26 protein-coding genes are annotated in these 23,990 nt (G+C 44.5%); 12 read left to right on the top strand and 14 right to left on the bottom strand.

The features are described from left to right. Positions 1-11 precede the first annotated feature (11 nt). The 6 genes from Q4519_RS00650 to Q4519_RS00625 all read right to left on the bottom strand — a co-directional run bounded on the left by Q4519_RS00650 (position 12) and on the right by Q4519_RS00625 (position 3,384). Complete coding sequence (locus Q4519_RS00650; RefSeq protein ID WP_232799928.1) at positions 12-269, bottom strand: BolA family protein; 258 nt, start codon at positions 267-269, stop codon at positions 12-14. 173 nt (positions 270-442) lie between these two features. Next, a complete protein-coding gene (locus tag Q4519_RS00645) occupies positions 443-703 on the bottom strand; it encodes a lipid asymmetry maintenance protein MlaB (RefSeq protein ID WP_303508414.1) in 261 nt (86 codons plus the stop codon). Then, a complete protein-coding gene (locus Q4519_RS00640; protein ID WP_232799930.1) occupies positions 704-1,324 on the bottom strand; it encodes a phospholipid-binding protein MlaC in 621 nt (206 codons plus the stop codon). Between the two features lie 3 nt (positions 1,325-1,327). Then, positions 1,328-1,804 (bottom strand): outer membrane lipid asymmetry maintenance protein MlaD, encoded by a 477-nt coding sequence (gene mlaD, locus Q4519_RS00635; RefSeq protein ID WP_232799931.1) that lies wholly within the window; start codon positions 1,802-1,804, stop codon positions 1,328-1,330. A gap of 15 nt (positions 1,805-1,819) precedes the next feature. Beyond that, a complete protein-coding gene (gene mlaE, locus Q4519_RS00630) occupies positions 1,820-2,593 on the bottom strand; it encodes a lipid asymmetry maintenance ABC transporter permease subunit MlaE (protein WP_232799932.1) in 774 nt (257 codons plus the stop codon). Beyond that, the gene (locus tag Q4519_RS00625) at positions 2,590-3,384 is read right to left on the bottom strand and encodes an ATP-binding cassette domain-containing protein (RefSeq protein WP_232799933.1); all 795 of its coding nucleotides are present in this window, start codon (positions 3,382-3,384) and stop codon (positions 2,590-2,592) included. The genes mlaE and Q4519_RS00625 overlap by 4 nt, the downstream gene beginning before the upstream one ends. 125 nt (positions 3,385-3,509) lie before the next feature. Between Q4519_RS00625 and Q4519_RS00620 the strand changes: the two genes are divergently transcribed. The 11 genes from Q4519_RS00620 to mgtE are packed head-to-tail and all read left to right on the top strand — an operon-like array spanning position 3,510 to position 11,680. Then, positions 3,510-4,487, top strand: coding sequence for a calcium/sodium antiporter (locus Q4519_RS00620; RefSeq protein ID WP_303508410.1), 978 nt, complete (start codon positions 3,510-3,512; stop codon positions 4,485-4,487). A 32-nt stretch (positions 4,488-4,519) separates the two neighbouring features. Continuing rightward, positions 4,520-5,068, top strand: coding sequence for a 3-deoxy-manno-octulosonate-8-phosphatase KdsC (kdsC, locus tag Q4519_RS00615; RefSeq protein ID WP_303508409.1), 549 nt, complete (start codon positions 4,520-4,522; stop codon positions 5,066-5,068). Continuing rightward, positions 5,065-5,619 (top strand): LPS export ABC transporter periplasmic protein LptC, encoded by a 555-nt coding sequence (lptC, locus tag Q4519_RS00610; protein ID WP_303508408.1) that lies wholly within the window; start codon positions 5,065-5,067, stop codon positions 5,617-5,619. Before kdsC ends, lptC begins: the two co-directional genes overlap by 4 nt. Continuing rightward, the gene (lptA, locus tag Q4519_RS00605) at positions 5,606-6,139 is read left to right on the top strand and encodes a lipopolysaccharide transport periplasmic protein LptA (protein WP_303508405.1); all 534 of its coding nucleotides are present in this window, start codon (positions 5,606-5,608) and stop codon (positions 6,137-6,139) included. Before lptC ends, lptA begins: the two co-directional genes overlap by 14 nt. Further along, entirely contained in the window at positions 6,139-6,864 is a 726-nt protein-coding gene (lptB, locus tag Q4519_RS00600) for an LPS export ABC transporter ATP-binding protein (RefSeq protein WP_232799938.1), read from the top strand. The genes lptA and lptB overlap by 1 nt, the downstream gene beginning before the upstream one ends. 51 nt (positions 6,865-6,915) lie before the next feature. Then, the gene (locus Q4519_RS00595) at positions 6,916-8,367 is read left to right on the top strand and encodes an RNA polymerase factor sigma-54 (RefSeq protein ID WP_303508401.1); all 1,452 of its coding nucleotides are present in this window, start codon (positions 6,916-6,918) and stop codon (positions 8,365-8,367) included. Between the two features lie 20 nt (positions 8,368-8,387). Further along, positions 8,388-8,675, top strand: coding sequence for a ribosome hibernation promoting factor (hpf, locus tag Q4519_RS00590; RefSeq protein WP_303508399.1), 288 nt, complete (start codon positions 8,388-8,390; stop codon positions 8,673-8,675). A gap of 8 nt (positions 8,676-8,683) precedes the next feature. Beyond that, entirely contained in the window at positions 8,684-9,130 is a 447-nt protein-coding gene (gene ptsN, locus Q4519_RS00585; protein WP_232799941.1) for a PTS IIA-like nitrogen regulatory protein PtsN, read from the top strand. Between the two features lie 10 nt (positions 9,131-9,140). Next, entirely contained in the window at positions 9,141-9,986 is an 846-nt protein-coding gene (rapZ, locus tag Q4519_RS00580; protein WP_232799942.1) for an RNase adapter RapZ, read from the top strand. After that, the gene (locus Q4519_RS00575; RefSeq protein ID WP_232799943.1) at positions 9,987-10,262 is read left to right on the top strand and encodes an HPr family phosphocarrier protein; all 276 of its coding nucleotides are present in this window, start codon (positions 9,987-9,989) and stop codon (positions 10,260-10,262) included. 56 nt (positions 10,263-10,318) lie between these two features. After that, positions 10,319-11,680: a magnesium transporter gene (mgtE, locus tag Q4519_RS00570; RefSeq protein ID WP_232799944.1), complete on the top strand. Its 1,362-nt coding sequence runs from the start codon at positions 10,319-10,321 to the stop codon at positions 11,678-11,680. 128 nt (positions 11,681-11,808) lie between these two features. Here the strand turns inward: mgtE and pmbA are convergent, their stop codons facing one another. Further along, positions 11,809-13,152, bottom strand: coding sequence for a metalloprotease PmbA (gene pmbA, locus Q4519_RS00565; protein WP_303508391.1), 1,344 nt, complete (start codon positions 13,150-13,152; stop codon positions 11,809-11,811). 108 nt (positions 13,153-13,260) lie between these two features. On the opposite strand from pmbA, the gene yjgA reads away from it, so the two are divergent. Further along, the gene (yjgA, locus tag Q4519_RS00560) at positions 13,261-13,770 is read left to right on the top strand and encodes a ribosome biogenesis factor YjgA (protein WP_232799946.1); all 510 of its coding nucleotides are present in this window, start codon (positions 13,261-13,263) and stop codon (positions 13,768-13,770) included. A gap of 135 nt (positions 13,771-13,905) precedes the next feature. Here the strand turns inward: yjgA and tldD are convergent, their stop codons facing one another. The 7 genes from tldD to mreC all read right to left on the bottom strand — a co-directional run bounded on the left by tldD (position 13,906) and on the right by mreC (position 23,751). Continuing rightward, entirely contained in the window at positions 13,906-15,351 is a 1,446-nt protein-coding gene (gene tldD / locus Q4519_RS00555) for a metalloprotease TldD (protein WP_232799947.1), read from the bottom strand. 2 nt (positions 15,352-15,353) lie between these two features. Beyond that, complete coding sequence (locus Q4519_RS00550) at positions 15,354-16,187, bottom strand: carbon-nitrogen hydrolase family protein (RefSeq protein WP_303508387.1); 834 nt, start codon at positions 16,185-16,187, stop codon at positions 15,354-15,356. Beyond that, entirely contained in the window at positions 16,138-20,058 is a 3,921-nt protein-coding gene (locus Q4519_RS00545; RefSeq protein WP_303508385.1) for a YhdP family protein, read from the bottom strand. Before Q4519_RS00545 ends, Q4519_RS00550 begins: the two co-directional genes overlap by 50 nt. An 8-nt stretch (positions 20,059-20,066) precedes the next feature. Next, positions 20,067-21,536, bottom strand: a complete 1,470-nt coding sequence (rng, locus tag Q4519_RS00540; RefSeq protein ID WP_303508381.1) for a ribonuclease G — start codon at positions 21,534-21,536, stop codon at positions 20,067-20,069. 271 nt (positions 21,537-21,807) lie between these two features. Next, positions 21,808-22,371, bottom strand: a complete 564-nt coding sequence (locus Q4519_RS00535; protein WP_303508378.1) for a nucleoside triphosphate pyrophosphatase — start codon at positions 22,369-22,371, stop codon at positions 21,808-21,810. Beyond that, positions 22,371-22,853: a rod shape-determining protein MreD gene (gene mreD / locus Q4519_RS00530; RefSeq protein ID WP_232799952.1), complete on the bottom strand. Its 483-nt coding sequence runs from the start codon at positions 22,851-22,853 to the stop codon at positions 22,371-22,373. The genes Q4519_RS00535 and mreD overlap by 1 nt, the downstream gene beginning before the upstream one ends. Beyond that, entirely contained in the window at positions 22,846-23,751 is a 906-nt protein-coding gene (gene mreC / locus Q4519_RS00525; protein WP_303508375.1) for a rod shape-determining protein MreC, read from the bottom strand. The genes mreD and mreC overlap by 8 nt, the downstream gene beginning before the upstream one ends. Positions 23,752-23,990: the final 239 nt, after the last annotated feature.

The raw sequence follows: 23,990 nt of genomic DNA, 5'->3' as shown, positions 1-23,990 counted from the left end.
CATACCTCGATTCAGGACGGCTGATTAAATATTTTTTCTTTTTGCCATTGCTGCGGCGTAAAAGCTTTAATGCTTAAAGCATGGATCGTGTTGGCAGCAATTTCTTCCATCAAGGGAGCATAGATGGCTTGCTGTTTTTTTACGCGACTCATGTCTGCAAACATGTCAGAAACAGCGATCACTTGAAAGTGACTGCCTTCACCTTTGACATAACATGCCTCTAGTGGCAATGCGGCTAATAACTTCGCCTCTATTTCTTTTGGATCCATAGTAAAATCCTACTTTTATTCAGAAAAAATACGTGAAACTTTGGCTCGCTGACGGGAGATATCAGTCTGACAGGCCATAAAAGTCAGCTGTTTTATCACCAATTGCGTCTAAGTTAAACCGCTAAGGTGTGATTATTCTGGTTTTTGTTAACAATCACGCTTTTATCGATAGCTTACGCTGGCTCAAATAAGGGGGTTAATCCATATAAATCAGCAAGCTTACGTAAGCTTGAAGGTAAATTGATAAATTCACAGCTTAGGGGAGCATAAAACGTGACTAACCAAGCTAAGCCCGCTGAGTCAAAGTCACAGACACCTGATAAATCAATCTTTTCAAAATCGGCTGTGACACTAGGGGCAAGCCCAGCCACTTGTTCAGTGACTAAGGCGCCTGTAATAGAAAGGGTTTGCTGGTTTAATGTAAAATCTAACATTTACTTGTTTTCATTATTTTTAGCAATAAGTTGTGCGGTCACACTGTCGATGCCATCTTTACGAATTAAGCTGCCTAACTCAGACTGCTTGGTTGATAACAAGCTTACACCTTCCGCAACGACATCAAACACCCGCCATGATTGAGTCTTCTTATCTAAACGCAGCTTAAATGACACATTGATGTCTGGAGAGCCCGCTTGCACAAAGCGCACTGGCACGGTGACAATTTTTTTACCAGCAAAGCTTTCTCGCTTATCAAACTGTAACACTTGCTGATCATATTTAAACAACACGGTTGAGTAAGTTTTCACCATGTGTTCTTTAAATGCCGCGACAAAATTTTCTCTTTGTGCTGGCGTGGTATTTTTTAGCTCCGGCCCAACGACCTTATATGCCGAGTACTTTGAATCAACATAAAATAGTAACTCTTCACGAACAATATCCTCAGCATGGGCGGGATCTTTTTCCATTAAAGCTTTTTCATTTTTAACCCGATCAAATGCTTTACCCGCTACCTCTTCAATGAGTTGATAAGGGTCTTGGTATTCTTTCAGAGTGGCAGCAACCGCCATATTGCTAGAAAGCAGTAAACATAATGGCAACAAAAAGCGCAATAGCATGTTTTATTCCTTACTGTTGTCTTGAATTGAAAATAAAAATTGTCCGATTAAATCTTCGAGCACCAGTGCAGATTTGGTGTCATCAATAAAATCACCTTCACCGAGTAACTCTATGTCATCATCCATAAAACCAGGACGCAAGCCAATAAATTGCTCTCCCAACAACCCTGCCGTCAAAATCGCAAGAGAGCTCGTCTCTGGATAAAATCCATATTGCTGGTCCATTCTTAATGTCACAACAGGCGTATAACTTTTGGCATCAAGGGAGATAGCCTCAACACGCCCAACCACAACCCCGCCTAACTTAACTGGTGAGCGAACCTTTAAGCCACCAATATTGTCAAACTTCGCCTTCAAGGTATAAGAGCCTTGGTCTTGAGTAAAGGAAAAACCAGCCACTTGTACCACGAGTAAAACCAAAGCAAAGCAGCCTGCTAAGACAAAACTGCCAACCGCTAAATGTAATTTTTTTTCTGTCATTTTTGTTCCCTAACCTTAACCATACATCAAGATGGTTAATATAAAATCCAGCGCCAACACCAATAAAGATGCATTAACCACGGTTCGCGTTGTCGCCTCACTGATGCCTGCTGACGAAGGCTTAGCATAGTAGCCGTTGTATAAAGCCACCCATACAATTACAAAAGCAAATACGGTACTTTTAATAAAGCCGTAAAAAATATCTTGATGAACATCAACACTGGCTTGCATTACCGACCAAAAGCCACCGCTATCGATGCCTTTCCAATCAACGCCGACAAAACTACCGCCCCAAATGGCAATCAAAGAAAACATAAAAGCCAGTACGGGCATTGATAACACTCCGGCCCAAAAACGTGGCGCAATAATGCGTTTAAACGGGTCCACCGCCATCATTTCCATACTCGATATTTGCTCAGTGGCCTTCATTAGGCCAACCTCGGCGGTTAATGCCGAGCCCGCTCGGCCAGCAAACAATAATGCCGTCACCACAGGGCCGAGCTCGCGCAGTAAAGATAATGCGACCATAGTACCGAGGCTTTGTTCTGCCCCATAACTCACCAGCACATTATAGCCTTGCAGGCCTAACACCATACCGATAAATAACCCTGCCACCAGAATAATAGGTAACGAAAGTACGCCCAAGTTGTGAACTTGCCGACCGACTAAACGTAAAAATTTCCAATTTGGTTTGCTGAATAATGCACTCATCAGCATTAAACCGGCGACCCCAAGCTGGGTAACAAAGTTGACACTTCGCTCCCCTATTCGTTGAATTTGATTAATCACTGCGTGGCTAAATCCTTTAAAAAATCGCTAGCGGGATAATGGAAGGGCACCGGCCCATTGGGCAATCCATTAATAAATTGAACCAGCCTCGGGTCTTGATTAGACTTAATTTCATCAGCTGTTCCTTGGGCAATAATAGTTTTATCGGCTAGCACATAAACATAGTCGGCAATCTCCAGCACTTCTGTCACGTCGTGACTGACCACAATAGAAGTTAGCCCTAAGCTTTGGTTTAAATCACGGATCAGTTTTAACAACACGCCCATAGAAATCGGGTCTTGCCCTGCAAACGGCTCATCATACATCATTAGCTCAGGATCGAGTGCGGTGGCCCTTGCTAGTGCGACTCGTCGGCCCATACCACCAGAGAGTTCCGTGGCCATTAACTGCTCTGCACCACGTAAACCAACCGATTCCAACTTCATTCTAACTAACGTTTGTAACACAGGCTCTGTCAGCTGTGTGTGTTCACGAAGCGGAAATGCCACATTCTCAAACACCGTTAACTCAGGGAACAAGGCGCCACTTTGAAATAATAACCCCATTTTACGCCGCATTTGATATAGCTGAGCGCGCTTAGCACGACAGACACTTTCACCGGAAAATAAAATATCCCCCGAAGATGGCGTTAATTGCCCACCGATTAATTTTAGCAACGTGGTTTTACCTATACCACTGGGACCTAAAATGGCCGTAATTTTACCTTGTGCGATATCCAAATTGAGGTTATCGAACAATATCCGCTGCTCTCGAGCAAAACTCATATCACGGATCTGAACTAGCTGTCCCATTATATATTTCACCTTAAAATACAGCTCACTATTTTATGCTTAATAATAAACATACTCAAACGCTTCACATTTGAGACCAGAAACGGGAAAATACCTTTTTCGGATCACACTTTTAGAAAGGAACTATGGAAGCGAATATCCTTTGGCTTAATGTCTTAATACTCGTTGTTAGCCTAGCAGCATTAGTATGGAGCGCCGACAAATTTGTCTTTGGTGCCGCCGCCATCGCACGAAACTTAGGCATATCTCCTCTTATCATAGGCTTAACCATAGTCGCAATGGGATCATCAGCGCCAGAAATGATGGTGGCTGCGAGTGCTAGTTTAAATGACGCTCCTAACACAGCCATTGGCAATGCCATTGGCTCCAACATTACCAATATTACCTTAGTATTAGGCTTAACCGCATTATTGCGGCCAATGCTAGTCGCATCTTCCACCATGCGTCGTGAGCTGCCTATGGTCATGGTGACTAGCCTATTGGCGGCGTGGTTATTATGGGATCTAGAGTTAACGCGCGGTGAAGGAACGGTGTTAATTATTGGCTTCTTTGCGACGATTGGCGGCTTAACTTGGATGGCGTTAAAAAATCCAAACACCAATGATCCACTTGTTGAAGAGCTAGAAGATGAGATTCCCTCTGATATACCGTTTTGGAAAGCGGCATTTTGGTTGGTGTTTGGCTTAGGCTTATTAATATACAGCTCTAATGAACTCGTGGGTTCAGCGGTCGTTATCGCGAAACATTTTGGCATATCAGATTTGGTCATCGGCTTAACTATTATTGCCATTGGTACCAGCTTGCCAGAGCTAGCCGCTTGTATTGCCAGTGTATTGAAGAAAGAAGGCGATCTTGCATTAGGAAACATTGTCGGTTCAAATATTTTTAATATCTTAGCTGTGTTAGCTATTCCAGGTATTTTAGCACCAGGAACCATAGACGCTAGCGCAGCGGGGCGTGATATGTATTACATGTTAGGCGTCACCGTTTTATTATTAATAGTGGCAGGTAACGGTAAAATAAAAGAAATTACCCGCGTTGAAGGCGGATTATTATTAGCCTGCTTTATCGCGTACCAAGTTTTATTGTTTTACACTATGTAATTTTATTCAAACTTATGTAATTAGGGCTTTTTATGCTAAACACCCCATATGGCACCATTACCGCACAGCAACATCAGCAGCTGGTTCATACTAAGCTGCTTATTTGCGATATTGATGGGGTGTTCTCTGATGGCCGAATTTACATGGGCAACAACGGCGAGGAGCTCAAAGCATTTCACACCCGAGATGGCTTCGGTATCAAGGCCGTGCTTCATGCTGGTATAGAAGTAGCGGTGATCACCGGACGTAAGTCCACCATTGTTAACAACCGAATGAGCGCTCTGGGCGTTTCTCATATTTTTCAAGGCCAAGATAATAAGCTTATTGCTTTCCAGCAATTACTCACGCAGTTAAACCTTAACCCGGATGAAGTCGCTTATATCGGTGATGACGTGATTGATTTACCCGTGATGAATCAGGTTGGCTTAGCAGTAGCCGTAGCGGATGCACACCCAATAGTGCAGCAACAAGCTGACTATGTTACAACAATAAAAGGCGGCTTTGGTGCTGTGCGCGAGCTTTGCGATCTACTATTGCACGCTCGTGGAGAGTTGGCTCATGCACAAGGTACCAGTGTATGAAAAAGCTCAACATCTGGTTATCCGTACTATTTATGGTTTCTCTTGGCGCTTGGCAGTTTTTTAAACACACTGAAGCGCCTATTGCTGAGCGCGATCCTTCTGAAGCTTACTTTATCGCTAATGAAGTCAAAGGAGCTGTCTTTACCCAAGCAGGAAAAATTGACTACCGGCTTTTTGCCACCCAAATGCATTATTACCAACAAGACTTAAAGACAGTATTTGCGAAACCTGTTTTATTACTTTTTCGCAATGAAGATCAAACTCAGTGGCAAATTACCGGAGACGACGGCATTCTGTTCGATCAGCACACCTTTGAACTAAGTAACAACGTTACCATCACTAATTTGACCCATGACCAACACATAAATCTGATCACCACCGACAAGCTCACCCTAGATTTAATAAAGAATGAAATCCATTCAGATGACTTAGTCACCTTATATGGAGAGCAAATGCAACAAACAGGCACGGGATTATTTGGTCAACTATCAGGTAAAACCATCAGTTTATTAAACCAAGTAACGGCGACTTATTTAAATGAAAAACCTTAAATTATTACTAGCATCACTGGTATTACTAAGTGCTCCTACTTACGCGCTTAAGTCTGACTCAGAGCAAGAAATTGTTATCCGAGCCAATTCCAATACAGCCGACCTAGACAGTAACACCACCACTTTTTTAGGTAACGTCGTGGTGACACAAGGAACAATTAAGCTCACCGCCAATAAATTGGTTGGCATCCGCCATAAGCCCGGCGAAGAAGAAATGATTGCGACTGGCAATCCAGCGACTTTTTATCAAATGATGGATGATGGTAAACCAGTAGAAGCAAAGGCAAAAAAAATTCGTTACCTCAAAAAAAATAACCAGATAATCTTGAGCCAAAATGCCTCTTTAAAGCAGTTAGACAGTAACTACACCGCTGAAACTATCACCTACAACATTGAGACACGCCAGATTGAAGGTAAAAAAGGCGAGACTCAAACCCGAACCGTATTTTTACCCGCTCAAGTCGATAGCAAGAAAAACTCAAAGTCATCAGATAAATCAACAGATAAAGCGGCGCAATAATGGCATTACTCCAAGCAAAAGACTTAGCGAAAAGTTATAAGAATCGTCGTGTAGTAAATGGCGTTAGTTTACAAGTGAACACGGGGCAAATTGTTGGTTTACTCGGCCCCAATGGTGCAGGTAAAACGACAACATTTTACATGGTAGTCGGTTTAGTAAAGCGCGATGAAGGCCAGATATTTATTGATGATGAAGAAATTTCTAGCCAACCAATGCACGTGCGCGCGCAGAAGGGAATTGGCTACTTGCCACAAGAAGCTTCTATTTTTCGTCGCCTTACGGTCGCGCAAAATATCATGGCAATCCTAGAAGTTCGAGATGAGCTATCCACGGAACAAAAACAAGATAGACTGAACGAGTTACTTGAAGAATTTCATATTACCCATATAAAAAATAGTAAAGGGATGTCCCTTTCTGGCGGCGAAAGACGCCGCGTTGAAATCGCCAGAGCACTCGCAGCAGATCCTCAATTCATCTTACTTGATGAGCCATTTGCTGGGGTTGATCCTATCTCTGTAATAGATATAAAAAAAATCATAGAACACTTACGAGACAGAGGCTTAGGCGTATTAATCACTGACCATAATGTGAGGGAAACACTAGATGTATGTGAATATTCCTATATAGTGAGTCATGGAGAAATGATTGCCGCTGGCAAGCCAGAAGACATTTTACAAAACGAACAAGTAAAACGAGTCTACCTAGGCGATCAATTCAAGCTATAGTTTTTATAGGTAACAACCGTTATCTAAAGATTTATATCTAACAGGAATTTAATGAAGCCAACCCTACAGTTGCGTTTAGGTCAGCAGTTAACCATGACCCCTCAGCTACAACAAGCTATTCGCTTGTTGCAGCTTTCTACATTAGATTTACAGCAAGAAATTCAAGAAGCCCTTGAGTCAAATCCGCTGTTAGAAGTAGAAGAAAACGACCACGGTAACGAAGAGCAAAGCTACGATAACGACACATCTAGCCAACTCGAAACGTCGGAGGCCATGGCGCAGAATGACATTCCTGATGATCTTCCCACAGACTCAACATGGGATGACACCTTTACCACGGGCACAGGTTCAAGCACTTCAGGTGTCGGCTCAGGTGGCGATGATGCCGATTTTATTTATCAAGGTGAAACCTCAGCTAACCTACATGACCACCTCATCTGGCAAATGGAGTTAACCCCCTTTAGTGAAACTGATCGCGCTATCGCCTTTGCCATTATCGATGCCATTGACGAATCTGGTTATTTGACTGTCTCTAGCGAAGATATATTAGATAGTGTCTCCTCTGACTTTCTTGATGTTGAGCTCGACGAAGTTGAAGCCGTACTTAAACGATTGCAGCATTTTGATCCTCTCGGCGTTGGTGCTCGTTCCGCGCAAGAATGCATGTTAATCCAGCTGAATCAAATCGAAAAAGGCACTCTCTGGTTAGAAGAAGCCATAATGGTGATCAACGAGCATATGGATTTACTCGCTAATCGTGACTTTCGTACTCTAAGCCGTAAAACTAAGCTAAAAGAAGACGATCTACGCGAAGTCATGCGCCTGATCCATACCTTAGAGCCAAGACCAGGCAATGCGATTGTTGAAATGGACGCTCAATATATAGTTCCAGATGTCTCGGTGCAAAAAAAATCAGGTCGCTGGGTCGTCGAACTAAACCCAGATTGCATGCCCAAAATTCGCGTTAATGATCAATACGCTTCTTTTGCCAAACAAACTAAAAACACCGATGACAGTCAGTTTATTCGTTCACATTTACAAGAAGCCAAATGGTTTATTAAAAGCTTAGAAAGCCGTAATGACACCTTATTAAAAGTGGCCAACTGTATCGTACAGCATCAAGTTGCTTTTTTTGAATACGGCGATGAAGCAATGAAACCCATGGTATTAAACGATGTCGCGGAAGCCGTGGAAATGCACGAGTCCACTATTTCGCGTGTCACCACGCAAAAGTTCATGCACACGCCGCGTGGCATCTTTGAGTTGAAGTATTTCTTCTCTAGCCATGTTGCAACAGAAAGTGGTGGCGAATGTTCATCCACCGCCATTAGGGCCTTAATTAAAAAATTAGTGGCAGCAGAAACCCCTGCTAAGCCCCTAAGTGACAGTAAAATTACTCAACTGCTTGCTGACCAAGGCATAAAGGTTGCGCGAAGAACCATCGCTAAATATCGCGAGTCTTTGAACATCCCGCCTTCCAACCAACGTAAGAGCCTACTTTAGGCTGCAACAGGAGAATGTTTATGCAAATTAATCTATCTGGCCACCATATCGACATCACCGATTCAATGCGCAGTTACGTTGAAACTAAGTTATCTAAATTAGAGCGTCATTTTGATAGCATTAACTCAGCACAAGTGATATTAAACGTCGAAAAGTTGAATCAAATAGCTGAAGCCAAGTTACACCTGTCAGGCGGAGAAGTATTTGCTAACTCCCAAGACACAGATATGTATGCCGCGATTGATTCGTTAGTTGACAAACTTGATCGCCAAGTGATCAAACACAAGGAAAAGCTGAAACAGTCTTAAATTTAAATATGGATATAAAAGAATTATTAGCCCCAGACTGCACCTTGAGTGCAGTCTCTTGTTCAAGCAAGAAAAAAGCACTGGAAATCATCAGTGAGTTAGCAGGACAAAAACTCAATATTGACCCTAAAGTAGTGTTTGAAAACCTACTAACGCGTGAGCGCCTTGGCACCACAGGTGTTGGAGCGGGTATTGCGATCCCCCACGCTCGTATCAGTGATGATTACCCTGTTACCGGCGTTTTCATCCAATGTGAGACCGCGATAGACTTTAGTGCCATCGACAATCAACCCGTTGATTTATTGTTCGCCGTTCTCGTCCCAGAAAGCCAGTGTAGCCAACATTTAAAAACCTTGTCACTTATCGCTGGTAAACTTTCTGATAAACAAATTTGTCGCCAACTTCGCGCGGCTAAAACAGATGCGGAGTTATTCGAACTCATTTGCGTGTCATAACGGGAGCAATATGAAACTCACCATCGTCAGTGGCCGCTCCGGATCAGGCAAAACCGTTGCCTTAAGAGTATTGGAAGACCTAGGCTATTACTGCGTCGATAACCTGCCATTACCCTTACTACCCGATTTAATTACTAGTCTTAAAGATAATTACGATGCCGTGGCGGTTAGCATCGATGTGCGTAACCTGCCCCTTGACCAAAATGAATTACACCACGTCATTAAGGATCTCAAAGCATCGGTTGATCTCACCACCTTATTTCTTGATGCCAGTAGCAGTATTTTGGTACGTCGCTACAGTGAAACCAGGCGTTTACATCCACTAGCAAAAATGCAGCTATCGCTATCTCAAGCGATAGATCAAGAAACCACCTTGCTCGAGCCTATCTCTGAGTCGGCCGATTTACGCATTGATACCAGTGATATGTCAATCCATGAGCTGAGTGAGTTGGTAAAACAACGAGTACTCGGCCAAAAAAGTCATGAATTGGTATTAGTCATTGAATCATTTGGTTTTAAAAATGGCTTACCAAAAGATGCAGACTATGTGTTTGATGCGCGCTTTCTACCTAATCCACATTGGATCCCCGAGCTTAAACCACAAACCGGACTCGATGCTGAAGTTCAACACTACTTAACAGAGCAGCCATTAGTGATGAAGTTTATCTGGCAAATAGAGAATTTGATTGGCACTTGGCTGCCTCATCTTGAACGCAATAACCGCAGCTATGTCACTATCGCTATCGGTTGTACGGGCGGCCAACACAGATCGGTATTTATCGCCGAGAAAATCGCCGAATTCTTTCGCCACGAACAACAAGTGCAAGTTCGTCATCGCACCTTGGAAAAACGTTAAATGTTACAGCTAGAGCAACATATCACCATAAAGAACAAATTGGGCTTACATGCACGAGCGGCTGTAAAACTGGCAGAGTTAGCGCTAAAATTTGACGCGACAGTTACCTTAGTCCACGGCGACAAATCCGCCTCTGCAGCCAGTGTGATGGGCTTACTCATGCTAGAAACCTGTCAAGGCCAACAAATCGTCATTCAAGCCGAAGGGGCCGATGCCAAATGCGCATTAGAAGCAGTAAGACAACTGATAGAAGATAAATTTGAAGAAGAAGAATAATAAATAAAATTAATTAGTTATCGCCTATTGATAACGGCAAACAAGGGGAAAAGCGGATGCTAGATAATCTAGTCAACTTGAGCACACATGAGCGCCTAGTCGAAGTTAACAAAGCGTTAAGCAGTGGTATGTTTGTTCATGTTCGCCGCATGTTACAGCAACTCCCCCCTGAAGATATTGCCTTACTACTTGAATCCTGCCCCCACGCTGAGCGTAAAAATATTTGGCAACTCACCGACTCAGAGCAGCAAGGTGAGATCCTAGAAGAGCTAAATGAAGATGCTCGAGACAGTATCCTCGCCCTAATGGATACGGAAAACCTGGTTGCCGCAACCGAAGGCATGGACACCGACGATCTTGCCTACGTTCTTAGTGGTCTAAACGACTCGGCCTATCAAGACGTACTATCGCAAATGGATGCGCAAGACCGACACCGTCTAGAGCAAGCCTTAGGCTATCCTGAAGATACAGCAGGTAGCGTGATGAACACCGACACCATCACACTCAGACCTGATGTCACTATCGATGTGGTGTTACGCTATTTGCGTTTGAAAGGTGAGCTACCAGAGGCCACCGATGCCCTCTATGTGGTCAATAAACACGATAAGCTCATTGGTGAAGTTGCATTAGCCACCTTGCTCACGGTCGATCCCGCATCCACCGTAATGGACGTGATGGATAACAGCCGTAAAAGCATCCCCGTTGCCATGGCAGAAATCGAAGTGGCCAAAATATTTGAACGCCGAGATTTAATCAGTGCGCCCGTGGTCGATCAAGATGATCGCCTACTTGGACGTATCACTATCGATGACGTGGTCGATATTATCCGTGAAGACGCCGACCACAAAATGATGGGGATGGCGGGGATGGATGATGATGAGGATACCTTTGCGCCTATTTTAAAAAGTACCAAGCGCCGCACCATTTGGTTAACCGTTAATTTAGGCGCGGCATTACTGGCCTCGTCTGTGTCTAATATGTTTGAAGCCACCTTATCTGAAATCGCCACCCTAGCCGTGTTAATGACCATCGTCCCCAGCATGGGCGGTATCGCCGGCAATCAAACCTTGGCACTGGTTATTCGCGGCATGGCGGTTGGCCACATCGGTGACTCGAACGCCCGCACTTTGATTATGAAAGAAGCCGCCATCGGTTTATTAAATGGCTTAATTTGGGCGCTACTTGTGGCTGTGGCGGTAGTTATTTGGAAAGGCGATGTGAATATTGGTTACGTGATCGCAGGAGCCATGTTCATCAACTTATCGGTAGCAGGCTTGGCCGGCGTTTGTATTCCACTGATCATGAACAAACTTAAAATAGACCCTGCCCTTGCGGGCGGTATGGCGCTCACTACGGTAACCGATGTCGTCGGACTGTTTTCATTTTTAGGCATGGCGACGATCTTTTTACGAGCCTAGAATTCAACCTCTCCTGTAAATAAAAAGGCCGTCACGAGTAACGCCACGGCCTTTTAATCTCAACCCAGTATAAATCTGAGGATGTTGTTCAGTTTTATTTACGCTTCATTTAAGGCGAGCGATAACAATTAACTGCCCGCGATCTTCATATTATCAATCAGCACCGAGCCTGTTTGCAGACTGCTGCGCGTATCGATATCACTGCCAACGGCCTGAATCCCCATAAACATGTCTTTCAAGTTACCTGCAATAGTGATTTCATGAACCGGGAAAGCCAGTTCACCGTTTTCAACCCAAAAGCCCGCTGCGCCACGAGAGTAATCACCCGATACAGCGTTAACCCCTTGCCCCATTAGCTCAGTCACATACAAACCCGTGCCTAACTGGCGCAACATGTCTTTAAAGTCACCTTGGTTACTTTGGACAAACCAGTTATGAATACCACCGGCATGGCCAGTCGTCGTCATGCCAAGTTTACGAGCGGAATAACTGGTTAGCAGGTAAGTATTTAAATCGCCACCTGAGATAATCTCACGATCTTGAGTTTTTACCCCTTCAGCATCAAACGGTGAGCTAGCAAGGCCTGATTTAATATGAGGACGCTCGCTGATATTAAACCAACTTGGAAATACCTGCGTGCCTAAGCTATCTAATAAAAACGACGATTGGCGATAAAGGCTACCACCACTAATGGCATTAACTAAATGGCCAAACAAACTTACCGCACTATCGGCAGAAAATAGCACCGGACAGTTACAGGTGTCGATTTTCCGTGCTCCTAAGCGCGCCACTGTACGTTCAACGGCTTCTTGTGCGACCCGCTCTGGACGCCACATATCCGCAATATTACGGGTCATGGTGTAACTATAATCTCGCTGCATTTCATCGCCTTGTTGCGCGATTAACATACAACTTAAACTATGGCGGCTAGACAAATAGCTTTGTACGTAGTCATGACTATTACCATAGACTTTAATGCCTAAATGGCTGCTAAAACTGGCGCCATCAGAATTAACAATGCGGCTATCTGCCGCCAGCGCGAATTCTTCACACTGCTTAGCAAGGGCTAAGCCTGATTCGGGATCGAGTGAAGCAGGATGAAACAAGTCTAAATCTTGCGGTTGACGTTCAAGTAAATCGGCATCAGCCAACCCTGAAAAGGGGTCTTGGCTGGTATGTTTAGCAATGTCAATTGCCGCCTCAACGGCACGCGCTATTGATTCCTTGCTGATATCTGAAGTGGATGAATTACCTTTACGACCATCGACATAAACACTAATGCCCAGTGCGCCATCATGGTTAAATTCAATGTTTTCCACTTCTGCCATTCGGGTATTGACCGATATTCCCGTTTGACGACTAACTGCGACCTCTGCTTGGTCCGCCCCGAGTTTTTTTGCCATCAAGACCGCGTCAGCAACTGCTTGTTCTAACTGGTCTTGTTCTTGTGCAATCAGACTTGTTGGCTCCATGTTATTTCTTCTACTCCGATACATTTCTGCCAAGCATATCATGACATGAGGAGCTTGCGACAATTTGCTGGTAAGATAGTCATATCAAACCTACAAGAATGAACCAATATGCATCCAGAAGACGAAAACGACATCATCAGTAAAACGCAACTTAAGCAAGAAAGTGAAGCACTGCAAAAGCTCGGGGCCCGCTTGGTTAGCTTGAGCCCGAGTCAACTCAAAAACATTCCATTGTCTGATAATCTATCTGACGCTATCAAGCTGGCACATAAAATCAGTAATAAACACGAAGCATTGCGCCGCCAATTACAATACATTGGTAAGCTAATGCGCTCAGAAGATCCGGAGCCTATCGAAGCAGCGCTAGACGTATTAACCAATAAACACCAAGCCGCAACTCACGCTTTTCATCAACTTGAATTGCTGCGCGATGAATTAATCAGTGAAGGTGATGAGGCTATCTCGCGTTTAATGGAGCAGCAACCTAGCTTTGAGCGTCAAAAGTTACGCCAGCTAGTGCGCCAAGCCAACAAAGAAGCGGCGGGTAATAAACCACCAAAATCCTCACGTGAATTATTTAAATACTTGCGTGAAATTATGGTCGATAAGCAGGGCTAAATCGTTTAATGGCAACATAGACACTGGTTAAATGGTTTAAAGAAAGCGCTACACAACAAAAAGCAGTAATGCTTTTTGTTGTGTTACTTTAATTTTCTCAGTTAGTAACTACCTAATTAAAAATAGCTTTCTCTGCTAGTTAGTGCCACCAATGGTTAATTCATCTAATTTCAATGACGGCTGTCCAACCCCCACTGGCACACTTTGACCATCTTTGCCGCACACACCGACACCGGGATCTAACGCTAAGTTATTCCCTACCATCGACACTTTCGACATGGCTTCTGGGCCATTACCAATCAAGGTTGCACCTTTAATCGGCGTAGTCACTTTACCATTTTCGATTAAATAAGCTTCAGATGCAGTGAACACAAACTTACCTGAGGTGATATCTACCTGACCACCACCAAAATTAGGCGCGTAAATGCCTTTTTTCACACTGGCAATCAATTCATCATGCTCATACTTGCCTGGCAACATATAAGTGTTAGTCATGCGTGGCATTGGTAGGTGCGCATAAGACTCACGGCGACCATTACCGGTTGGCGCTACGCCCATTAAGCGCGCATTGAGCTTGTCTTGCATGTAACCTTTTAAAATACCGTTTTCGATTAATACTGTGTATTGCCCCTCGGTACCTTCATCGTCAACACTTAACGAGCCACGACGATTAGCAAGGGTAGCATCATCAACGATAGTACAATGTTCAGAAGCGACCTTTTCACCAATGCGACCAGAGAAAGCCGATGCACCTTTACGGTTAAAGTCACCTTCTAATCCATGGCCAACGGCCTCATGAAGTAACACGCCGGGCCAACCTGAGCCCAATACCACAGGCATCGCGCCGGCGGGAGCATCAACCGCTTCTAAATTGACCAAGGCTTGACGCACCGCTTCTTTAGCATAACCAAACGCGCGCGCTTGGCCTTCAACTTGCTCGGTAAAGTACACCATGCTGTAGCGACCGCCGCCGCCGGCACTGCCGCGCTCACGGCGGCCATTTTTTTCGGCTAATACTGAGCAATTAAAACGGATTAAAGGTCGTACATCCGAGGCAAAAGTACCATCGCTAGCCGCCACTAACATTTCTTCATACACCGCAGCCATACTCACAATCACTTGCGTGACGGCAGGATCTAAACTACGTGCATAAGCATCTACCGATTTCAGCAAGTTGATTTTGGCTTCTTTTTCAAGACAAGCAAGGGGATCTAATTCTGGATAAATAATCTTGCCGTGAGTGGGGGTTAAAATTTTAACTTTACCCGATTGGCCCGCGCCAGCAATGCCTCGTGCGGCATTAGCTGCTTGTTGCAAAGCGGCAAAACTCAGTTGATCTGAATAAGCGAAACCGGTTTTTTCACCACTAACAGCACGCACGCCCACGCCCTTTTCAATGTTAAAACTACCTTCTTTGACAATACCGTCTTCAAGCACCCAACTTTCATGGCGACTTGATTGAAAGAACAAATCAGCGTAATCCAAATCGTGCTGATACATACTCGCCAATACTGCTTCTAATTTGTCGCTATTTAATTCGGTTGGCCCTAACAAATGCTGGCAAACGGTTTCAAAGCTCATTCTTAATCCTTTTCGTTGAGTCTTTGCCCAACTATACGTTGATGTTCCATAACAGGCATACGACGGCGAATATCATCCAGTTTAGTCAGGTCAACAGCGGCGCTTAGCCCCCCTTCACCTAGCTCTAATTGATCAACTATTTCACCCCAGGGGTCAATAATACAGGAATGACCCCAAGTTTGTCGCTCCTTGCTATGATCGCCACCTTGGTTGGCAGCAACAATATAACACTGAGTTTCTATCGCCCGAGCCTGTAACAGAGGCAACCAATGCGCTTTACCCGTAACATAAGTGAACGCCGCTGGGACAAATATCACTTGTGCTCCCGCCTGCCTTAGCTGCTGAAACAAAGCTGGAAAACGTAAATCGTAACAGATAGTCAGGCCAAGGGTTAGGCCGTTTTCATTAAGGTAAGCCAGCTGATTACCAGGTTTGAAAGTAGCAGATTCTTGATAACTGCCTTTTCCATCAGCCACTTGAGCATCAAATAAATGCAATTTATGGTAATGCTTAATGAGCTGCCCTTGCGGCGAAAAAACTAAACTTGAGGTGTAAACTCGATCCGCTTCCTCACTCTCTATCGGAAAACTGCCACAGACTAGGTAGATATTAAAACGCTGAGCGAGCTTTGCTAAAGCATCTTGTAACGGCCCATCGCCTAACTTTTCTCTGGCAGCTAAATAGTCTTGTTTAACACCGAAAATAATCGCATTTTCGGGGAGTAACACCCATTGTTTCGGTTTAGGCGCTAATTGATATAAGAGTTGTTCAATCCGAGCGAGGTTATCAGCGGATTTGCTGCAGCTTATCAACTGAATCAGTGATACGTTGTTCATAAGACTCCTTAATTTCTTTCGGTAACTCTACCACCCCTTTTTCACGACCAATCTCGCTAATTTCAGGATTAGAAATGTCTCCTTTAAGGCTAAAATTGACCTCTGCGATAACATCGACCACAGGTTCAAAAATTTTCGATAGCAGCAATACATACAATCCTGTTACCGGCGTTAATGTGAAAGCCGCGAGCACCGGTAAGCTTGAGGTTACGTCAGGGTAAAATGACATCCGATAATCCATTTGCCAACGATTAAGATCAAGCTGACCTTTTCCTTGTAATCGCCCAGCCGCAGCATCTAAGGTAAAATCATCACTGTTCACTAAGCCATTGGTGATATTTGCGGTGGTTTTAATCGAGTCAAAATATAAACCATCAACAAATACGTCACGAAAATCCAAGTTCAACTTTCGACGAATGGAATCTAGGCTCAACAAGCTAAATAGCCGTGCACCTTTGTCACTCACATCAGCAATATAGCCCGTGTTAGTTGCAAGCTTAACCTTGCCATTTAAGCTCTCAGTATTAAACATATTTGGACTGCCTAGCCAACTCAACTCAAAGTCAGCTACGCCAGAAGTCTCTTTCATTGGGCTATCATAGCCCTGCGTTTGTGCAAAGCGAGCAATATTCCGACTCTGTATGGCAATATTTAATTGCGTTTTCTGCTGGGATTCCCCCGACCAGTCGCCAGTCATATGTACATCTGAATGACCATATAACAAGCTTAAGTTATCGAGCTTAATGCCCTTGCTATGACGGGTAAACTGCCCTTGCACCTGACCTAAGTTAATATTGCCTATTTGACACTTTTGGCAACTCAGTTGCGTGTTTTTCAGGTGTTGCCAAGACCAAGGTGATGGCGGATCATTTTTTCCCGCGCTAGGCACCACCAAATCAGGTAAATAAAGACGCTGTAAATCTACCAAAAGTAAATTGGGCGTATCGACTATTTTGCCCTTGCCTTTACCGGATGCCAGGTTTAACGACCACTGCTGCTGATCACGACGCGCACTTAGCGACAAACCATGTATAGCTTGTTGCCAAAACTGCATCTCATTGATGTTCACTTTAATAAAATCAGGTATCCAATCGCTCTGCGATGTGCCCGATTGAGGCCAATTTTGTTGCTGCGCCCAAGCTAACCAAGGATCTAAATCAAGTTGATTCAATGCCACACTCACAGCTTTAGCACGCTCAGGCATTTGGCTCGGTAGCGTTTGGCCTAGGTGTAACCACCAGCGACTTTCTGTTGCATTTTTTGCATTCACCGAGGCGCGGATAAAGAGCTTACTATCTAACTCAGCGTCTAACTCTGTGCCTTTCTCACTACCTGCTAGGTTAATCGACAAAGGCCAGCCTCGGAGGCTGTTTTTATTCATTGGTGCAGGTAATCCAATCCCTAAACCTAGGGTGTCAGAAGACAACTGTAAATCGTAGCGATAACCACCTTGCGCAAAGCTTTGATAATTGAGGTTAGCTTGCCAGCTCAACTTGCCACTTAAATCCAGTTGCTGTAACGCAGGCCATTGCTTATCCAGCTTATTAGCAGGCCAGTCGGCAAGTACATTAACCTTTGCGAGGTAAGTATCGGCTTGCTCTTCACCGCTAAAACGCACTGTTACTGGTTGCTGCTGCCAATTTGCCTTAAAAGAGCCGTTACTCAAGTTCCCTTGATCAAATTCAAATTGTCCGGTCACTTGGCTAAGTGACAAAACGGTTTCGGCGTCGGCACTTAATGGAATATTTACCTTATTGTCATTTAATGCTATCGCGCCAGCTACCTTAGCGGGGTCTCCATTAAGAGGGATTTCAAGCTTGAGTTCGCCAGTAATCGGCCCTGCAACAACTACTTTCTTTAATGCAGCGCCCACTGAATCAGCTAAGGGAGACGCTTGTAGGTATTCACTAATATCACGACTAAACCCTTGTACTTTTGCGTTAATGGTTAAATTGGCATCCGGTGCAAAGCGCGTTATGGCACCAGTGATCTGATTAGAGCGCGCCTTCATTAACGTTGCATCAGAGCTTTCAAGAAATAGGCCCGCGTTTTGAAAGAGTAAATTAATCTTCATTTCACTTAAGGGTGGCCAGCCAGGGTAAAAGTGAAACTCCGTATTGGTTAATGGCACCCAAGCTTGAAACACTCCTTCACCTTTCTCATAAGGATATTGATCGAGCCGACCATGCCAAAGTATTTTAGCGGTTTCTACCTCACCAGCAGCAATCGTGGGTTGTAAATAGTCATACACATTTTCCCCCATCAGTTGGATCGGAAAGTATTTATCAGCCTCACTGGCTCGCTTGAGATTGGCCTCACTGTATAAAGATAAATAGGGTGAGCCGCCATCAGACCAGTCCAGCTTGAACCGTCCCTGCCAAGCTAGGTCTTGGTTACTGAATAGCGCACTATCACTGCTTAATATCGGGCCGTTAACACCATACGTCCAACGCAACGGCACGCTTATGCGGCCAACTTGGATTGGTGCTTGAAATTGCTGCGCAAAATCGAGTTGGGTATCGGCCAGTGACAATGAGAGACGGCCACCTAACTCTGACCCCAACAGTTGCACTGTCGCGTCTTGTAAGCTGGGCAAGCCAGCATTCGCTTTTAGGTTAATATCAGAAATAAGACTATGGGCGAGATACTGATTGGATTTCATTTGGTATAAGACTTGAGAGCTTGTCGCTTTCGCCATCGGCTGAGCATTAACCCACCAATTATCCCGAGTGGATATAGAATCAGCAAACAGCGAGCCCAAGGTTAAAAACGGGGCAAACTCAATCTCACCTAATGACCCAACTAAAAAGTCATCATGTTGATAAAGCTGAAAATTGAACCTGGAATTAAGTAAACTTGATGTATCTTTTAGCGGCGTAGCGCTTATTTCGCTTTCGGTAGCGTTGTCGCGCGGCGCAGCCATGGATGAGACACTAAACTCACTGCCGTCTATTTGCCAGCCAGCTGCTGTTGGCCACCATTTGATGACACCAGAGTTAACCGTTAGCTGGTGCGCTTGTTGCTGACTTTGCCACAATAATTGCGAAGGTTGGATATGTAATTGAGCGCTGTTTATGCCTTTAAATGAAAAATCAGCCCAGCCTTTAAAGTTAACATTAGCAGCAAGCAACTCACTATGCTCTGCCACCCTACCCGCTAACAGCGGCGCTAAATTCAGCTGTTCGCCTTCCACAAACAGCTGCCCCAACCAATCACTAAACAAAGGAGACGACGTCTCTTTTATGTCGAGAATAAAATTAAACGAACTATTTTCTCCAGCCTCACCTATTCGCCCTTTTCCCACTCCTTGATGGCGCTCCCCGAGATTAAGCCAACTCAGCTGCGCGATGTTAAAAACGGTGCTGGGGGAAAGCTCAGAGTGTAAGACGACTTGGCTATCCAAAATAACAAAGTCTTGAATTTTCTCTAACAGAACAGATTGCCAAACTTGGCTATTTAAAGGGGCAGGCGAAGAGTCAGTTGCACCTAGGCGATCAAGGTATAAGTTTAGTTTTACGCCAGAAAGAGCAATTCTGCTAAAAACCCATTGCTTTTGTTGCACACTTTTCAGCAAATCCACTCGAATGCGAGTTTGTGCGATAGTGACATCAAAAGGCTCATCAGATGTCGGTAACCAAGTGGTATCCAGCACCACTAAAGCGGGGCCATAATTGTCCCAAGTGGCATCAAGGCTATCGAGTTGGATATTAAGTTGGTGCTCAGTCAGAAGCCAAGCACTCAAATCGTCTTTGTAGCTGTTGAGCATGGGCAACATGGCCCGAAATAAACTGATGGCAATGGTAAAGAGTACAAGAACAATGGCAAACCCCAGCCAAAAGCGGCGCAACCAACGTAAGCTAAACTGCCTCACTCCTGCACCTACATCATCACTACGTCAAACTGCTCTTGAGCATAAAGTAGCTCAGGACGAACTTTAACCTGCTTGCCAATAAAGACCTCTAGCTCTGCTAAGCTATGAGACTCATCACCGAGTAAACTTTCGGCAACCGCACTTGAGGCATACACCAAAAACCGATCTGAATCATAAGCCCGATTAACCCGCATGATCTCGCGTAAAATTTCATAGCTAACGGTTTCTACTGTTTTCACCCTGCCTCGGCCGTTACATTCAGGGCACTCTGAACACAAAATATGCTCTAAGCTCTCACGTGTGCGTTTACGCGTCATTTCAACTAAACCAAGCTGAGAGAAGCCACTAATATTGGTTTTAGCGCGATCTTTTGCTAGCGCTTGCTCTAAGCTATGTAATACACGACGCTGATGCTCTTCTGACTGCATGTCGATAAAATCAATAATGATAATACCGCCTAAATTACGCAACCTAAGCTGACGGGCGATGGCCTGAGTCGCTTCGGTATTGGTATTAAAAATAGTTTCTTCTAGGTTTCGATGGCCAACAAAAGCACCAGTATTAATATCTATGGTGGTCATCGCCTCTGTTTGATCAATAATCAAATAGCCACCAGATTTAAGCTCGACTTTGCGATCGAGGGCGCGTTGCGTTTCATTTTCAACATCGAAAATATCAAAGATTGGCCGATCGCCGGGATAGTACTCTAGTCGCGTGGTGAGTTCTGGGACAAATTCACGGGTGAATAAGGTTAACTCATCAAAGGTTTGTTTTGAATCGATGCGAATACGCTCGATTGTCGTGCCGACAAAATCGCGTAATACACGAAATGCCAAGCCTAAATCTTCATATAAAATGCTGCAGGCTTTATGACTGCTTTTACGGCTTAAAATTTTACGCCACAAACGTTGTAAAAACTCGGCATCTTGTCGTAACTCTTCTGCGCCCGCCCCCTCAGCGGCGGTGCGGATGATAAAACCACCGAGTTCGTTAACATGACTGGATGTAAGCTCTTTTAAGCGCTCACGCTCCGTTTCACTTTCAATGCGCTGTGACACACCAACATGCGCACTGCCGGGCATAAATACTAAATAACGAGAAGGAAGAGTGATATCTGTGGTTAACCTAGCGCCTTTAGTGCCAAGGGGATCTTTTACCACTTGCACCATAATGTCTTGGCCTTGACGCACTAACTCAGCAATATTACCAGCTTGGAAGTGTTCCTTTTCTACCTTAGCGACACACTCAGTATGAGGGACTATATCTGAAGCATGTAAAAAAGCCGCTTTATCTAAGCCAATATCGACAAAAGCAGCCTGCATACCGGGCAAGACACGACTCACTTTGCCTTTATAGATATTACCAACGATGCCTAACTTAGCTTGGCGCTCAATATGCATTTCTTGCAAGATGCCACTTTCAACAATGGCGACGCGGGTTTCACTTGGGGTCACATTGATTAATAATTCAACATTCATAAGGCATTCCATGGTCTGGTCATCACAGTCAATGTCACCCCAGCTCGGTTAAAAAAATTAAAATCGGCTCAAAATCTAATACCAATCAAGGTCAATATTCTATTCATCATACTGGTTGCCAGCCTGTTTATATTGTCATCAACATGGCGATTACTGGCACAATCGCAACCATCGCAACCATCGCAACCATCGCAACCATCGCAATTAAAACCTAGCGGGCGATATTTTGCCTGCATAACAAGCTAAATTGTCATTTTTAGATTGGTTTAAGCTATTGAATAAACTGTTTAATTAAAGCCTTTGTTTGGTGCAAAGGCAAGCCAACAACGGCACTGTAGCTGCCATTAATGGCCACCACAAATTGGCCACCTAGCCCTTGAATGCCATAAGCACCGGCTTTGTCTTGGGGCTCTCCAGAATGCCAATATTGCTGCATATCTGATTCCGATAAGTGCGCAAATTCTACTTCAGTTATCACGCAAACAACTTGTTCAAGATCACCGTGAACTAAAGCAACAGCTGTCATAACCTGATGTTTTTGACCAGACAACTGACGCCAGATTCGACATGCATCATTAAAATCGAGGGGTTTTTCTAGTACATTTTCCCCCATCACGACTATGGTATCTGAGCCTAATACGGGCTTATCGCCGGCCGTTAATGCCTCGCCAGCGCGAGCCTTAGCCAATGCTAAGCGTCTAACATACTGCTCAGGATCTTCACTGCCTAAGCGCTGCTCAGGAATGTTAGGCAATACTAATTCATAGCTCACTCCAAGTTGAGTCAACAACTCGGCGCGACGTGGCGATGCCGAAGCAAGATAAACCTGTGCCATTAACTCACCCCAAAGTGGCGTCGTGTACGCCGTAAAATCAAAAATACCCAAGGCCAAATTAACATGGTTGAAATAATCGACCAAAAGTATTGTGGTACCAGAATAATGTCCGATACTAAATGCTCTGCCCAAAATATCAACAACTTACAACTCACCGTCAATACGCCAATCACCACAGCTTGTTGCCAAACAGAAAAGTTACGGATCAATTGATAATTCATGGCGCAAACATAAGTGATCACCGCCAAGCCTAATGCGCGCACGCCCAAGGTTGAACCTAATAAAATATCTAAGATAAGCCCCGCCACCCAAGCAGTGCCAACATTAACCCGATGGGGTAATGCCAGTACCCAATACAGAATAACCAAGGTTAACCAATCCGGTCTAAACGCATCAAGCTGGGCTGGTAGTGGTAAAATCGCTAGCATCATGGCAACAATGATTGATAAATAAATCATGCCGCGGCTGTTTGCTCTATCCATTGGTAACCTCCGATTTAGCTGGCGCATTATCTGGCTCAGGCGATACAGCGGGTTCAGGGGTTACAACTGGATCTGGCGACTCACTGGGCCACAGCAGCAGCAAATAGCGAATTCGGTCAAGGGATACGACTGGTTTAGCATCCACACGCGCATAAGGCATGCCTTCATCGTACTCAAAGCGGTCAATCACAGCGATAGGGTAACCTTCAGGAAAACGCCCACCTAAGCCTGACGTCACCAACATGTCGCCTTCCTTAATATCAGTACTATGTGGGATAAATGGAATATCTAAACGTTCTAAGTCACCAGTGCCGTTGGCTAAAGCGCGAATATCATTACGCTGGAAGCGAACCGGAATACCGTGACTGTTATCGGTAATCAGCAGTACTCGACTAGTGGTACTGCCCACCCGTAATACTTGACCAACCACCCCTTGATCATTAACCACAGGCTGGCCTTCAAACACGCCGTTTAACGAACCTTTATCGATCACCACTTGGTGGGTAAAAGGGTCTGAATCCACTTCCATGATTTCAGCCACCATTTTGCGCGCATCTTGACGCACAGGAGAGCCTAATAATTGACGCAAGCGATTGTTTTCTTCTTTCAAGTTTTCCATCTGCAGCAAATCACTGCGGATCAAAAACACTTGCTGCTCTAATTCTTGGTTTTTTGCTTGCAGTTGCTCACGACTGATCACCTTTCCAGCCACAGTATCAAATAGCTGACTTGGCGCGTTGGCCATGTACTGCAGTGGACTAACCAAAGAATTGAGAAAAACTCGATAGGGGGAGAATAGATCTAATTTACTGTCCAGAAAGATCAACGAAACGGATGCTACTACCGCGAGTAGCAACCTAAGTTGTAGAGATGGCCCTCGGCCAAACATAGGTTTCATGAATTATCGCTAAAAAACAAGGTCGCTCCAAAATACACGAAGAGATCGCGACACGAAAAAAAAGGGTAAATCATCATCGCAGCATTGAAGACAAAAAAGATAGCCGCGCACTAATGCATTACCTAACTTGTTTTGATTTAAGGCGTTCCAATCACCTGCACCATTTTGTCAAACTAAGTTGACACATTAACGAGGAACGTCCTGTTCCTCGGATTTACAGCAATGTTAATGGTGAATCA

The organism is Motilimonas sp. 1_MG-2023, from assembly GCF_030547455.1.
In the GTDB taxonomy this organism is placed as follows: Bacteria; Pseudomonadota; Gammaproteobacteria; order Enterobacterales; family CBDFNC01; genus Motilimonas.
The sequence above is the reverse complement of the archived record's forward strand: the minus strand, read 5'-3'. Positions and strand labels throughout refer to the sequence as shown.